This window comes from Bosea vaviloviae, from assembly GCF_001741865.1.
GTDB lineage: Bacteria > Pseudomonadota > Alphaproteobacteria > Rhizobiales > Beijerinckiaceae > Allobosea > Allobosea vaviloviae.
Genome location: NZ_CP017147.1, coordinates 3,793,258 through 3,807,734, shown reverse-complemented (window position 1 = coordinate 3,807,734; position 14,477 = coordinate 3,793,258). Strand labels below are relative to the sequence as shown.

The following is a 14,477-nucleotide window of genomic DNA, read 5'->3' as shown; positions in this document are numbered from 1 at the left end:
GCCTAGCTCGTCTCTCGTGCCGGGCTGATGCCGGGCTCGCGCCCGGCGAAACGCACCGCGAGGCGGTCGAACCAGAGATAGATCACCGGCGTCGTGAACAAGGTCAGGACCTGGCTGACGAGCAGGCCGCCGACGATGGAGATGCCAAGGGGATGCCTGAGCTCCGACCCGGCGCCGGTTCCCAGCATCAGCGGCAGCGCGCCCAGCACCGCCGCCATCGTGGTCATCAGGATCGGCCGGAAACGCAGCAGGCAGGCCTGGTAGATCGCCTCGCGCGGCGTCTTGCCCTCGTTCCGCTCGGCGTCGAGCGCGAAGTCGATCATCATGATCGCGTTCTTCTTCACGATGCCGATCAAGAGGATGATGCCGATGATCGCGACGATCGTGAGCTCCTGCCCAGCCGCCATCAGCGCCAGGAGCGCGCCAATGCCCGCCGACGGCAAGGTCGAGAGGATCGTCAGCGGATGGATGAAGCTCTCATAGAGGATGCCCAGCACGATATAGACCGTCACGATCGCCGCCAGGATCAGCCAGATCTGGTTCGAGAGCGAGGACTGGAAGGCCTGGGCCGCGCCCTGGAAGCTGCTGACCACGCTCTCGGGCAGGCCGATCTCGGCCTCCGCCTGCTTGATCGCGGTCACGGCTTCGCCGAGCGAAGCGCCCGGCGCCAGGTTGAACGAGACGGTGGCGGACGGGAACTGACCGAGATGCGAGACCTGGAGCGGCGCCGTGCCCTCGCGGATCCTTGCGACCACGTCGAGCGGCACCGGCCCTCCACCGACCGAGGACGGCAGGTGGATCGCCGAGAGCGAGCGCAGCGACTTCTGGAGCTGCGGATCGGCCTCGAGGATGACGCGGTACTGGTTGGAATTGGTGAAGATCGTCGAGACGATGCGCTGGCCGAAGGAGTCGTAGAGCGCGTTGTCGATCGTCGCCGGCGTGATGCCGAAGCGAGCCGCCTGGTCGCGGTCGATGTCGACGAAGACGGCGAGCCCGCGGGCCGAGATGTCGCTTGCGACATCAGCCAGTTGCGGAAGCTCCTTCAGCTTGTCGACCAGCTTGGGCGTCCATTCCGCGAGCTGGTCGGCGCTCGCATCCTGCAGGATGAATTGATACTGCATCCGGCTGACCGTGCCCTCGCCGGTCAGGTCCTGCACCGGCTGCATATAGAGCGTAATGCCCGGAAGGGAGGCGGTGCGCTCCTGCAGGCGCTGCATCACCGCGGCGATGTTGGATGTCCGCTCCTCATGCGGCTTGAGATTGATCAGGATGCGGCCGCTGTTGAGCGTGCTGTTGGTTCCGTCCACGCCGATGAAGGAGGACAGGCTCTCGACATCGCGATCCTTCAGGATCTCGCTCGCCAGCGCCTGCTGCCGCTTGGCCATCGCGGCATAGGACACCGATTGCGGCGCCTCCGAGATCGCCTGGATGACGCCGGTGTCCTGCAGCGGGAAGAAGCCTTTCGGGATGACCACATAGAGCAGGCCCGTCAGCCCGAAGGTCGCCAGGGCCACCAGCAGCACCAAAGTCTGGCGATCGAGCACCCAGTTCAGCATGCGGGCATAGACCGCGATGATGCCGTCGAAGGCCTCGCGGCTCCAGCGCTGGAAGCCGTTCTCATGGGTCTCGGTCGCCGCCTTCAGCAGCTTCGCGCAGGCCATCGGCACCAGGGTCAGCGAAACCACGGCAGAAATCAGGATCGTGACGGCAAGCGTGATCGCGAACTCCCGGAACAGCCGGCCGACGACATCGCCCATGAACAGCAGCGGGATCAGCACGGCGATCAGCGACACAGTCAGCGAGATGATGGTGAAGCCGATCTGTTCCGAACCGCGCAGGGAGGCGTCGAGCGGCGTGTCGCCCTCTTCGATGTAGCGCGAGATGTTCTCGATCACGACGATGGCGTCGTCGACGACGAAACCGGTCGAGATGGTCAGCGCCATCAAGGTCAGGTTGTTGAGGCTGAAGCCGCTCAAATACATCACGCCCAGCGTGCCGACGAGCGACAGTGGAACCGACAGGCTCGGGATCAAGGTCGCGCGCGTGCTGCGCAGGAAGACGAAGATCACCAGCACGACGAGGATCACCGCCAGCGTCAATTCGTATTCCACGTCCCGCACCGAGGCGCGGATGGTGATGGTGCGGTCGGTGAGCACGGCCATGTCGATCGCGGCCGGCAGCGACGCCTTGAGCTGTGGCAGGAGCGCCTTGATGCCCTCCACCACCGAGATGACATTGGCGCCGGGTTGCCGCTGGATGTTCAGGATGATGGCCGGCGACGCATTCATCCAGGCGCCGAGCTTGTCGTTTTCCGAACCGTCGGCGACCTCGCCGATGTCGCTGAGCCGAACCGCCGCGCCGTTCTTGTAGGCGACGATCAGCGATCTGTAGCCATTGGCGGTTCTGATCTGGTCGTTGGCGTTGATCGTCGAGGCGCGCAAGGGGCCGTCGAAGCTGCCCTTGGGCGTGTTGACATTGGCGTTGCCGAGCGTGCTGCGCAGGTCGTCGATGTTCAGGCCATAGGCCGCGAGCTTGCGGATATCGGCGCGGATGCGCACCGCCGGCCGCTGCCCCCCGCTGATGCTGACCAGCCCGACGCCTGGCAGCTGCGAGATCTTCTGGGCCAGCCGCGTATCGGCGAAATCCTGCACTTGTGTCAGCGGCATGGTCGCCGAGGTCAGCCCCAGGGTCAGGATCGGCGCATCGGCCGGGTTGACCTTGGCATAGATCGGCGGCGCCGGCAGGTCCGAGGGCAACAGGTTCCCGGCAGCGTTGATCGCGGCCTGGACCTCCTGCTCGGCGACGTCGAGCGTGATGTTGAGCCCGAACTGCAAAGTGATGACGGATGCGCCACCGGAGCTGACCGAGCTCATCTGGTTGAGGTTCGGCATCTGGCCGAACTGGACCTCGAGCGGCGCCGTGACCGAGGAGGTCATCACATCGGGGCTCGCGCCCGGATAGAAGGTCTGAACCTGTATGGTCGGGTAGTCGACTTCAGGCAGGGCCGCGACCGGCAGGAAGCGGAAAGCCAGGATGCCCGACAGCATGATCGCGACCATCAGCAATGTGGTCGCGACCGGCCGCAGGATGAAGGGCCGCGACGGGCTCATGGCTGGCGGCCGCCATTCTGCCGCCGCCTGCCGCCTGCCGGTTGCTCTGGCTGCGCCGGGCTTGCGCCGCTTTCCGAACGTACGCTGATCCGTGCGCCGTCGCGCAGCTTGTCGGCGCCATCGATGACGATGGCGTCGCCCGGGTTCAGCCCGGAGCGAACCTCGACATGCTCGCCATCGCTGATCCCGAGCTCGACCTTGCGGACGGAAACGGTGGAGTCGGCATTGACGAGATAGACGAAGGTTCCAGGCACGCCGCGCTGCACGCCGGCCGTCGGCATCAGCGTGACGTCCTTATGCGTGTCGACCAGCAGGCGGATATTCACGAACTGGTTCGGATAGAGCGTCCTGGCCTCGTTGCCGAACTGCGCGCGCAGCTTGATCGTTCCTGTGGTGGAATCGATCTGGCTGTCGAAGGTCTGCAGGACGCCCTCGGCGATCTTCTTGGCGCCGGCGCGGTCAAAAGCCGTGACCGGCAGCGTCGCACCGCTCCTCAAGCGCGCCGAGATCGCCTGCAGATTATCCTCCGGCATCGTGAAGAGGACGCTGATCGGCGCCAGTTGGGTGATCACCACGAGGCCGTTGGTGTCCCCGGGGGTGACGTAATTGCCCTGATCGACCTGACGCAGGCCGACGCGGCCATCCGCCGGCGCGACGATCCGGCAATATTGCAGGTTGACCTCGGCCGCGTTGACCTGGGCGCGGTCGGCAGCCACCGTTCCCTCGTACTGGGCGACCAGCGCGGTCTGGGTATCGAGCGTCTGGCGGGAAACGGCGTTCTGGGCGGACAGGCCCTGATAGCGCGCCATATCGACCTGCGCGCCCTTGAGCAGGGCTTCGTCGCGCGCCAATTGCCCCTTCATCTGCGCCAGGACCGCCTCATAGGGGCGCGTGTCGATCTCGGCGAGCAGATCGCCCTTCTTGACGTCCTGCCCTTCCTTGAAATCGATCCGGACCAGTTGCCCGCTGATCTGCGACCGGACCGAGACGGTCGCCAGCGAGGTGACGGTTCCCAGCGCGTCGAGATTGATCGCGATATCGCCCTTCCTAACGATTTCCGGGACGATCGACATCGGCACGGCCGTGCGGCCGCCGCGCGCCGGCGGCGCCTCGGCGGCTTGTCGCCGGCTCCACCAGAGTGCGCCGCCGGCAACGAGCAGGAGGAGCAGCCAGATGACGGGCGAGCGCAGGCGCGATCTCCGCACGGGAGCCGCAGGTGCCTCGCTGTCAGAGGACAGCTTCGGGAACACAGGCTTCTGGTTCATCGACGCACCGTCACCATTCGGATCTCCACTGCGACGATACACCAGTTGGGCAAACGCCGAGCGGCTATCCCCATTGCCAGCGCCGACCTCCAGCCGACTCGGCACGGGCCAACCTAGCCACAGATGTGGCTTTTTCCCGTCCTATTCATTTCCCGTCTTATCCATGCGCACCATGGAATACCCTCAAGACCGGCCGATCTCCTCCCGATCGTCCATACACACCGAAATCCGCCGCCCGATGAAGCCGCCGCCCCCATGCGAGGTGACCCCGATGACGATACGAGAGCCCATCCTTCACCCCGTGCGGATCAGCGAACTCCGGCCGACCCAGATGACGGTCGGCCTGCGCGAGGTCGAGGCCAAGCGCCGGCTTTGGCGCGAGAAGCACGGCGTGCATGCGCAGGAATTCCTGGGCAAGCACATGATCCCTGTGCTCAAGGGCCCCAAGGAGCGCTTCTACGTCCTCGACCATCATCACCTGGTGCGTGCGCTTCACGAGGAAGGTGTCGAGGAGGTGCTCGTCAATGTGGTGTCCGATCTGTCGAGCCTGACCAGGCAAAGCTTCTGGACGGTCTGCGAGCACCGTGCCTGGACCCATCCTTACGACACCGAGGGCCTGCGCCGCAGCGTCGACGACATCCCCAAACGGGTCTCCGACCTCAAGGACGACCCCTACCGGTCACTCGCCGGAGAACTCCGACGCGCCGGCGGCTTCGCCAAGGATGTGACGCCGTTCTCCGAGTTCCTCTGGGCCGACTTCCTGCGGCGGCGCATCTCGCGCAAACGCGTCGTGAGCGCATTCGAAGCGGCGGTGGTCAAGGCGCTCGACCTCGCGCGCAGCCAGGAGGCCAGCTATCTGCCGGGATGGTGTGGCCCCATAGAGAACTAGAGCAATTTCCGATCCGGCTTGATCAGAAATTGCTTTAGATCATTGTTTTAACGTGTTTTCTTCATGCGAGCCGGTATCCACTTCGCTCGAAAGCGCTCTGGTCACCGACGGGACCAGCGCTGCCGGACGAAATCTACCCGAGACGCATGGCGCAAGGCGACACTGCGATGAGGCAATCCAACACGGCTCTCGATTGGCTCGGACACAAACTGGCCGGCGTGCTGCTGCGCGAGGCGCCCGGTCAGGAAGATTTCATCCCCTCGGATCCCGATGCTTTACGGCGCACATTGCGGCCGGGCGACGTCATCCTGGTCGCCGGCTCCAGCAGGATCGCCACGGCGGTCAAATACCTGACCCGTTCGACCTGGTCGCATGCCGCGCTTTATGTCGGGGACGTGCTTGGGGCGCCCGATGACGGCAGTGAGCGCCACACATTGATCGAAGTCGTCCTCGACGCGGGCTGCAGGTCGGTTCCGCTCTCGAGCCTGGCGCGGTTCCACACCCGCATCTGCCGGCCGGTGGGGCTGACCGACGGCGATCGCGACGAACTGATCAACTTCATGATCTCGCGCCTCGGCATCCGCTACGACATGCGCAACATCGTCGACCTCGCCCGCTATCTGCTGCCGACACTGCCCGTCCCCTCGCGCTGGCGGCGGCGCATGATCGCGCTCGGATCGGGAGAGCCGACCCGGGCGATCTGCTCGACCTTGCTAGCCGAGGCGTTCGGGCACATCGGCTACCCCATCCTGCCACGCATCGAGCAGGGCGCCGCGGTGAAGCGCGGCATCAGCAGCTGGCGCCGTCAGGAACTGATGCATATCCGACATCACAGCCTCTACGCGCCCGCCGATTTCGACATCTCGCCCTATTTCGAGATCGTCAAGCCGACGCTCGAGGAGGGCTTCAACTACAAGGGCCTGACCTGGGTCGACGGGCCCTGAGACAGCTTGGATCACGTCGCATCCGGACGGCACCGTCCGAGCTGCCCTCGACCAACGTATGCCACGGAGAGGTCGCGTTATTCGAGCCGGACCAAGCAGCCAAGCGCTCCGTCTGTTCGGCCCAATGCGTTCCCCGCTGGGCTCACTCGGAAGCGACCCGGTCGGCTGGTAAGGAACTCGCGCTTTCCGCTAGCCACCGATCTGCTGCATGAGACCAAGCGCGTCCATCAGGATACGCGAGCGCTTGATTTTGCCGTGCTCCAAACTATCAATCACCATCCCCCACACCGACACTTTACGGCCCGAAGCGGGGACGCCAAAGAATTCGCCGTTATGCGTGCCTGTCCATGTAAAACGGGTCAACACACTGGTGCCTTCCGCGATCTGCTCCTCGATGGTCCAGTGCATATCCGGAAATGCAGCGAACATTCCGCGAAGCACGTCCCTCAACCCGGCAAGGCCAGGACCTTGCCCAGGAAACGGAACCAACTCGACCATGTCCTCCGCCATATAATCGCCGGCGGCATCAAGATTTCTATTATTGATGACAATATCTACGAAGTTTCGAACCAACTGCTTGTTTTCTTCGGGGGTCATCCCTTAGAAGCCTCCTGAACAGTCCAGTACATCCCTAGCTCGCATCCGATCGGCGGGAATGGCAATACCCTTTAGCATTGAAATCAAGGTTATTGAGATCAACACTCTGCATGCCGCGACCCTACATTGCGGTCTTCCTTCGATCGACCGGAAGCGCCGAGTTTCGGTCTCAAGTCAAACGTCGCCATTCGTCGCACGGAAGGAGACGGTCCCTAGGGGGACAGATTCGGGCCCTGGTGCTCATCTTTGTTCTGGAGTGACGGAAAATGGCGCGCCATTCAGGACAAAACTCCGAACTCTTATATTATTGAAATATCTATATAATTATCTATGAACAACGCGGGATCACGCCAACGAACGACGGTCTATGCGGCGATCACACAATTGCGACCTTCATGTTTTGCGCGATAAAGCCGCTTGTCAGCGACACTCAAAAATTCGTCAAGGGTGGCTCCATCGCGTCCAAACTCCGCCGCTCCAATACTGATGGTGACGCCGATCGACGGTCGATTTCCGGCATCAAACACGCTGCCCTGGATGGCCGATCGAAGACGCTCGCCAACCGCGCAAGCCGCGTCGAGCGTCGCGCCCGGCAATAACACCATGAATTCTTCACCACCCACGCGCGCGACGGAGTCGTAAGGGCGGATCGCCTCAAGACACTTTCGCACGAATTCGCACAGAACCTCATCACCGACGATGTGACCACGAGAGTCATTGATGTCCTTGAAATGGTCGAGGTCGAGCGACAGTAGAGATAATGGAGCCCCGCTTCGCTTGGCCCGCGCGATCTCGGCGCCGATGCACTCGATGAAATGGCGCCGATTTCCGGCACCGGTCAGCGGGTCGGTGGCGGCAACAAGTTCCAACTTTCGATTGCTCCGTTGCACCTCCTGGAGCGCAGTTTGAGTGTCGGCCATTGCTTCGGCCAGGCGGGCCATCAATTCTTCCTGGCTGTAGATGGTCGAGAACGATCGCGTCGTGCGAAAAGCCTGGATAACGCCAAAACTGAGCAGGAAGAACCCGCCGGCAAAGATCGCGTGGGCGAGCCACCACAGATGATTCCATGGTCCCGCCACCATGAATGCGAGCGACGATAGCGCGAACCACGTGACCGAAATCCCGAAAATCACCATGAGAGGCGAATGAATTTGGCGCGATAGCATGACCGCGACGTTCAGCGCGCAGAGGACCAGTGCGCCGCCCTCCATTGCCATGCGGACCGCAGGATGGCCCGCATAGGCGGAGTAGGCGACCAAGGCCACGGCCAGATCCACCACCAGGAACAAGCCAATCCAGATCAGCCATGCGCGCGCACTCGAACGTTTCTCGACGTCGTCTGGTGGCCGGTTGTAGGAGAGCAGCCCAACGAAGAGCAGGATCGACATGGCGAGGCGCGACGCCGGTCCATAGAGCAGAAACAGCCACATATTCTGGTGCGCCATCCCCGTGAAAGCGCCGTGCGGCGCATAGATCAGCACGAAGCCCAGAAAGCCCAGCGTCATCCAGCGTAACAGGGGTTCGCCTGAAAACAGGTAACAACGCCACGTCACATATGTGACGAACAGCCCTTCGAGAGTGGCGACGGCGATCGCGATTTCGTGGAACAGGTGATCTTCGAATTTTAGCGTGGGAGCCTGGTAGAAATACAGATAGGCGATGAACTGGGCGGGCATCAGGGCGAAGGCAATAAGGAGGAGGCTCGCATAAGCCTGCGTCACCAGCCGGAGCGCGGTGGGCGGCTCGTGCACCGCAATACTGGTGCTCATATGCATATGCTGTCTCCAACGAATGTACCTGCGGTCGTTCATGGACCGTCGGGTGACGCCCCGGCCGCGAGAACGCAGCGGAATCGGGACGAATTTCGGGGGGCGCACGGCTACAATTGGATCGGGACGGCCGGGTGCTAGAGACGGCCACAAATGCCGCGCAGAAGATCGGAAGATGTCGGCAAACGACTCACGGTATCGATTACAACACGCCAGGTCCTCTATGGTTCCAGGCATGTATCGACCTCCCGATGCTAAAGCCAATCTCACACCTGGAGCGTCAAAATGTAGAGCTGTATCTTTACGGTCTGCATCCTGGCGTTGATCGCGATAACGCGCGAGCCGATCGATCGCAAACCACTCGCCGGGAATGACTATTCGCGAGCCGGGCGGGCAAGTTCCCGTCGCGGCCTCAGCAGTGGAATACAAGTTCCGACAATCCGCGCGCGTCATCTGCCACTTAATTAACGTCTATGTTTCCAACTAAGAGCGCTGAAACAACCGGTGTCAGCGAGGGGCGACTGTGAAGAATTTGACAACCCTACGATCGCGCGTATTCCGCGCCGTTTGGTTCGCCTGGCGCAGCTCTGCCACAAGGGATTCCGTTGCTCTTTTCGGAGGCACCGTCCTCGCTTCGGTCCTGGCAAATGCCTATGAGCTTGGCCCTCGCTTGTTTCAGCTAGGAAGGGAGCACGCGGAGATCGACGACATTATTTTCGTCGCGTTCGCCCTGAGCATTGGCCTGATGATCTATACCCTTCGCCGTTATCGAGATCTCGTCTACGAAGTCAAAGCACGGACCATTGCAGAACGAGAAGCGCGCGATCTGGCGCGGCACGATCCCCTGACCGGGCTGCCCAACCGTCGCCTGTTCGATGAAAAACTTCATGCATGTCTCAGCGCCGTCAGCGACGCGCGCCAGGTGGCTGTTCTCATGCTTGGCCTTGATGGCTTTAAGCGGATCAAAGACACGCATGGCCACGTAGCAGGGGACAAGGCACTGGGCGAATTTGCCAACAGAGTCACCGGGGTCTTGCGCGCAGATGGCATGCTGGCAAGGATTGGAGAGGACGAATTCGGGATTATCATGTCGGATATACGCTCCCTCGACGGTCCCACGAATCTGGCGAGCCGTATCGTGGCGGCTGCTGCCGAGGCTTTCGCGATCGAGAAAGTGTCAGCCGAGCTTGGCGTTGGGATTGGTATCGCCATCGCTCCGAGTGACGGCGTCAATTGCAACGAATTGGTCAGGCGCGCAGTTCGTGCGCTCTGTCGCGCAAGAGGCGACGGCAGGTCGTGTGTTCGATTCTTCGAACCAGAGATGGACACGCATGTCGAGCGGCGTATCCAAATCGAGCGAGAGCTTCGAAGCGCGATCGCGGCCGACATTATCGAGCCGCACTACCAGCCGTTGGTTTCACTCAAGGGTGAGCGCATCATCGGGTTCGAGGCCCTGGCGCGTTGGAAAAACCGGACTTTGGGGTGTATTCCGCCCGACGTGTTTGTCCCGATCGCAGAAGAAACTGGCCTCATCCACGCGCTTGGAGATCAGCTTTTTCGCCGCGCATGTTTCGATGCCAACGCGTGGCCCGGGACCTTCACGCTTGCTTTCAATGTTTCGCCCATTCAATTGCGCGATCCCACGCTTGGACTGCGCATTCTAGCGATCCTTGGGGAAACGGGGTTCAGCCCGCGCCGCCTGGAGCTTGAAATCACCGAGAGCGCGTTCATGGACAATCGCGGGGTTGCGAAAGCCGTGATTGATGAACTACGGCAGGCCGGCGTCCGCATCGCGCTCGATGATTTCGGAACGGGTTATGCCACTCTTAGCCAGCTGCTTTCGTTTCGTCTCGACAAGATCAAGATCGACCGCAGCTTCGTGTCGCATCTGGACGACAGCGCCGACAGCCGGGTGATCGTTCGCGCTATCCTTGGCCTTGCGCAAGGATTTGGCTTGACGACCACGGCCGAAGGCGTCGAAGACGCAGCGCAGTTGGCCTATCTGGTAGCCAATGGCTGCACAGAGGGGCAAGGCTACCTGTTCAGTAAGGCCGTCCCCGCCGCCGATATCCCTGCGCTGCTTCATCGCGAATCCGGCCGCACGGAGGCTGCTTGAGGGTAGGACAAGAAAGCCGCCTCCCTGAACCGACGAGCTCAACCTTCGGGATGGCGCCGACCTGGCGGCGCGAGGCGCGCAAGGCGGTGGAAACGCTCCCGGCCTTCGTGTTGGCGCGGCGGTGGCGGAGATGATGCGCCATCGCGATCTCCATGTCCCAAGCGACGTGCGCAAAGGCACCGCGCTGCCGCGATCGAGATCGACGTCGTCGGCGTCAAGGTGACCATCGAAATGGCGCCATCTGTGCCACGATCGACGCGGTGACCCGAGCCTCTCAATGCCGACCAGCGACGCGACCTCGAAATCGTCGGGGACCGATACAAGGCGCTTGATCATTGTCACCAGCCAGCTGCCCGTCGCCCGTCGATCGCAGGTACGAACTCATCGCCAAACCGAGGCGGCTCTATGGCGGGGTCTCGAAAGCGACGCGCCATCCAGCATGGATTTCGGTTACGTTGGGAGGCTATGCCGCAATTAAGGGTTGTGTTATGAGGGGTTACACACTTAAAGCGATTCTTTTTGTCGTTCCAAACGATACCGGGCCCAGTGCCTCTATCTCTTAATCCAACGTAACTATTGTTTCTTCTTCATCAGTATCCACGAGGTGAACTGGGGGGTTCGCGTAGGCCCACGAAGGACAATGAGATGCACGATTTCAACCTCGATCTGCACGCTATTAATAGTCTTGTCGGGCATGCCGTTGCAGACGTTGAACGTGACCTGATATTGGCCACGTTGAGGAACAAAAACGGCAACCGAACGCGCGCAGCCCATGTACTCTGCATATCAGTGCGAACCCTGCGCAACAGACTCAGCGTCTATTCCTTTGAGGGCTATGACGTGCCTGAATCTGGGCAAGTACCGCAGTAGTCTTACTGTGTCATAAATTCGATATTAATGTATTAACTTGAGATAAACTCTCGTTGATAGAGGCTTTCTATCTTGAATACGACGTTTGATAGAGTCAATCGATAAATTTATGATGTATCAAGACTTGTATTTCGTCCGTTACATTTATATGATGGCAATATTAGAAAAGCTAATTGTATAATTTTAGACATGCCTGAATTTGTGCTCGTCATATATAAATTAAAGCTTGTTACATATCTCTGTGTTCGGTCGCAATATAGCTGGACGACTTGTCATGGCGCGCGTTTTGCGAATGGACGCCATAGTTCCGGCTCCTGAGCTTGCGCAGCGTGCCATCGCCGGCCGGCCCCACAGCCTGTCAGCACAAGGCGATGACGATCCGTCCAGGATCAAGCCAGTCCTTGTTGCACAAGCACCCGTGTAGACTGAGCCGGCAGTCGGCTGGCCATGCCGACCATGCAGCCATGTCGAACGAGTTTGATTGGCCGCTAAGAGCCGTGACGAACACCGGGCATTCAGCCGAGGTGCTGGCGGGGGGGCTTTCAAATTCCATATTGCCCTCGTGCGTCCCGGTATCCGTATTCGTGCAAGAGCGGGCCAGTTCCGTTCAGAAAGGGCTCTCTTAGGGCGGTGCTCGATCGGGTCGAAGTGGCGTAGGAATCGTCCGTCTCTTCGGAAACACGAACATCCTGGCGCAGGTCATTAAGCATGGCCGCGCCTTTGTGCAGGGAGTTCGCAAATCTGTACCGAAGTGGCGCGCCGCATAGGATTCGAACGAGACATAGAGGGATTGCTTGAACGAGCCGGGAATCCCTGCCCCGAATACCCGATCCAAAACAGACTTCTCCGGCCGCCACGCCTCAATGGTCGTTCCAGAACTGGGTCATGCACCAATAGGTGAAGGCCGATGTCCAGCCGATGAAGACGAGGCCCGAAAGCCCCTCGACGCCCGTGAACAGGCGCAGCGGCGCGTAGAGGAACGTCTCATTGCTCCCGAGCGCCGCATAGGATTCGAACGAGACATACAGGGATTGCTTGAACGAGCCGGGAATCCCGGCCCCGAATATCTGCGTCCGGGCGCTGCTGGAGAGCACCCACAGCATGAGCGCGAACAAAGTGATCTGGACGACATGGCTGCCGAGCGCGCCGGCAACGACGTAGATGATCCTCTGTCGCGGCGCGATCGAGAGCTTGGGCGCGCTGCAGGAGAGCAGCCGCAGCAACTCGTAATGCACCAACATGCAGGCCAGGGCGCAAAGCGCGGAACCGATCGGAAACACAAGCATGGGCACATCCTGGCTGTCACACGCCATCCTGGCTGTCACAGGCATGTCGTCGGCCGTCGCCCCCGGCGCGGCTTGCTTGTCTCAACCGATTGCGGCTCCGGCATGGTGCTTCGGAGGCATGGAGCTTCGGAAGCATGAACCTTCGCGTCGGCCCGATGCGGCGGGGGCGAAACGCCTCCGCCGCAGGGTGAGCGTTCTCAGGCTGCCTCGAAGCCGACAGTGCCCTTGATCTCGAGGAACTCCTCGAGGCCGAAGCCGGCATATTCGCGGCCATTGCCGGACTGCTTGTAGCCGCCGAACGGCGCGCCTGCGTCCCAGGCCGGGTAGTTGATGTAGACATTGCCGCTGCGCATCTTGGCCGCAACCTTGCGGGCGCGATCGAGCGAGCCGGACTGGACATAGGAGGCCAGGCCGTAAGGCGTGTCGTTCGCCCGCTCGATCACCTCATCCTCGCTGCCATAAGGCAGGATCGAGAGCACGGGGCCGAAGATCTCCTCGCGCGCGATCGCCATCTCGTCGGTGACGCCGCCGAAGACCGTCGGGCGGACATAGTAGCCGCGGTTCAGCCCTTCCGGACGCCCCGGTCCACCGGTGACCAACGTCGCGCCTTCCTTGATGCCGGCCTCGATCAGGCGTTGGATCTTCTCGTACTGCACCTCGCTGACGACGGGGCCGAGGAAGACGCCGTCCGCCGAGGGAGCACCCACCTTGAGCGGCTCGGCAACCTGCTTGGCGATGGCGAGCGCTTCCTCATGCAGCCTCTCCGGTACGAACATCCGGGTCGGTGCGTTGCAGGATTGGCCAGAGTTGCGCATGACGCTTTCGACGCCGAGCTTCACCGATTTCTGCAGGTCGGCATCGTCCAGGATGATGTTGGCCGACTTGCCGCCGAGCTCCTGATGCACGCGTTTGACCGTATCGGCCGCCGCCTTCGCGACGAGGATGCCGGCGCGGGTCGAACCGGTGAAGGAGACCATGTCGACGCCGGGATGGCGCGAGATCGCCTCGCCTACCGTCGGCCCGTCGCCATTGACGAGGTTGAACACGCCCTTCGGCACGCCGGCCTCATGCATGACCTCGGCGAAGATGATGGCGTTGATCGGGGCAATTTCGCTGGGCTTCAACACCATGGTGCAGCCGGCGGCGAGAGCTGGCGCGACCTTGCACATGATCTGGTTCAGCGGCCAGTTCCACGGCGTGATCATGCCGACGACGCCGATCGGCTCCTTGGCGATCAGGGTCGTGCCGCGCAGCTCCTCGAATTCGAAGCTCTCCAGCGTCTCGATCATTTTCGCCAGATGGGCGGTGCCCATGCCGGCTTGCGCGCGGTGGGCCAGCTCCTTCGGCGCGCCCATCTCGCGCGAGAGCGCGTCGGCGATATCCGCATAGCGCGCCTTATAGGCCTCGGCCAGGCGGCGCATCAGCGCCAGGCGCTCGGCGCGGGAGGTCGCGGCGAAGGCCGGAAAGGCGGCGCGGGCAGCAGCGACCGCCTTGTCGACATCGGCTTGCTCGCCGAGCGCGATCGTGGCGAAGGCCTCCTCCGTCGAAGGGTCGATCACGTCGAGCGTCTTGTTCCCCGAGGGAGCCACCCACTGACCATCGATGTAGAATTGCAAGGCGTGCGACATGAT

10 protein-coding genes are annotated in these 14,477 nt (G+C 61.7%); 4 read left to right on the top strand and 6 right to left on the bottom strand.

From position 1 onward, the window contains the following. Positions 1-2 precede the first annotated feature (2 nt). Together BHK69_RS17565 and BHK69_RS17560 are read right to left on the bottom strand one after the other, a co-directional pair. Positions 3-3,110: an MdtB/MuxB family multidrug efflux RND transporter permease subunit gene (locus BHK69_RS17565; RefSeq protein WP_069691223.1), complete on the bottom strand. Its 3,108-nt coding sequence runs from the start codon at positions 3,108-3,110 to the stop codon at positions 3-5. Beyond that, positions 3,107-4,375 (bottom strand): MdtA/MuxA family multidrug efflux RND transporter periplasmic adaptor subunit, encoded by a 1,269-nt coding sequence (locus BHK69_RS17560; protein ID WP_069691222.1) that lies wholly within the window; start codon positions 4,373-4,375, stop codon positions 3,107-3,109. Before BHK69_RS17560 ends, BHK69_RS17565 begins: the two co-directional genes overlap by 4 nt. A gap of 271 nt (positions 4,376-4,646) precedes the next feature. On the opposite strand from BHK69_RS17560, the gene BHK69_RS17555 reads away from it, so the two are divergent. Both BHK69_RS17555 and BHK69_RS17550 read left to right on the top strand, forming a co-directional pair. Then, the gene (locus BHK69_RS17555; protein WP_069693752.1) at positions 4,647-5,264 is read left to right on the top strand and encodes a ParB-like protein; all 618 of its coding nucleotides are present in this window, start codon (positions 4,647-4,649) and stop codon (positions 5,262-5,264) included. Positions 5,265-5,431: 167 nt separating this feature from the next. Then, entirely contained in the window at positions 5,432-6,208 is a 777-nt protein-coding gene (locus BHK69_RS17550) for a C40 family peptidase (protein ID WP_069693751.1), read from the top strand. 189 nt (positions 6,209-6,397) lie between these two features. Here the strand turns inward: BHK69_RS17550 and BHK69_RS17545 are convergent, their stop codons facing one another. Beyond that, positions 6,398-6,805, bottom strand: coding sequence for an ester cyclase (locus BHK69_RS17545; RefSeq protein ID WP_069691221.1), 408 nt, complete (start codon positions 6,803-6,805; stop codon positions 6,398-6,400). Positions 6,806-7,170: 365 nt separating this feature from the next. Next, positions 7,171-8,580: a GGDEF domain-containing protein gene (locus BHK69_RS33430; protein WP_280142013.1), complete on the bottom strand. Its 1,410-nt coding sequence runs from the start codon at positions 8,578-8,580 to the stop codon at positions 7,171-7,173. 517 nt (positions 8,581-9,097) lie between these two features. Here BHK69_RS33430 and BHK69_RS17535 point away from each other — a divergent pair. Then, positions 9,098-10,690 carry a putative bifunctional diguanylate cyclase/phosphodiesterase gene (locus tag BHK69_RS17535; RefSeq protein WP_244548231.1) on the top strand — a complete coding sequence of 531 codons (1,593 nt, stop codon included), beginning with the start codon at positions 9,098-9,100 and terminating at the stop codon, positions 10,688-10,690. Positions 10,691-11,335: 645 nt separating this feature from the next. After that, a complete protein-coding gene (locus tag BHK69_RS33610; protein ID WP_083269507.1) occupies positions 11,336-11,560 on the top strand; it encodes a helix-turn-helix domain-containing protein in 225 nt (74 codons plus the stop codon). 860 nt (positions 11,561-12,420) lie between these two features. Here the strand turns inward: BHK69_RS33610 and BHK69_RS17525 are convergent. Together BHK69_RS17525 and BHK69_RS17520 are read right to left on the bottom strand one after the other, a co-directional pair. Then, entirely contained in the window at positions 12,421-12,846 is a 426-nt protein-coding gene (locus BHK69_RS17525) for a hypothetical protein (protein ID WP_069691219.1), read from the bottom strand. A gap of 197 nt (positions 12,847-13,043) precedes the next feature. Then, positions 13,044-14,474 (bottom strand): aldehyde dehydrogenase family protein, encoded by a 1,431-nt coding sequence (locus tag BHK69_RS17520; protein ID WP_069691218.1) that lies wholly within the window; start codon positions 14,472-14,474, stop codon positions 13,044-13,046. Positions 14,475-14,477: the final 3 nt, after the last annotated feature.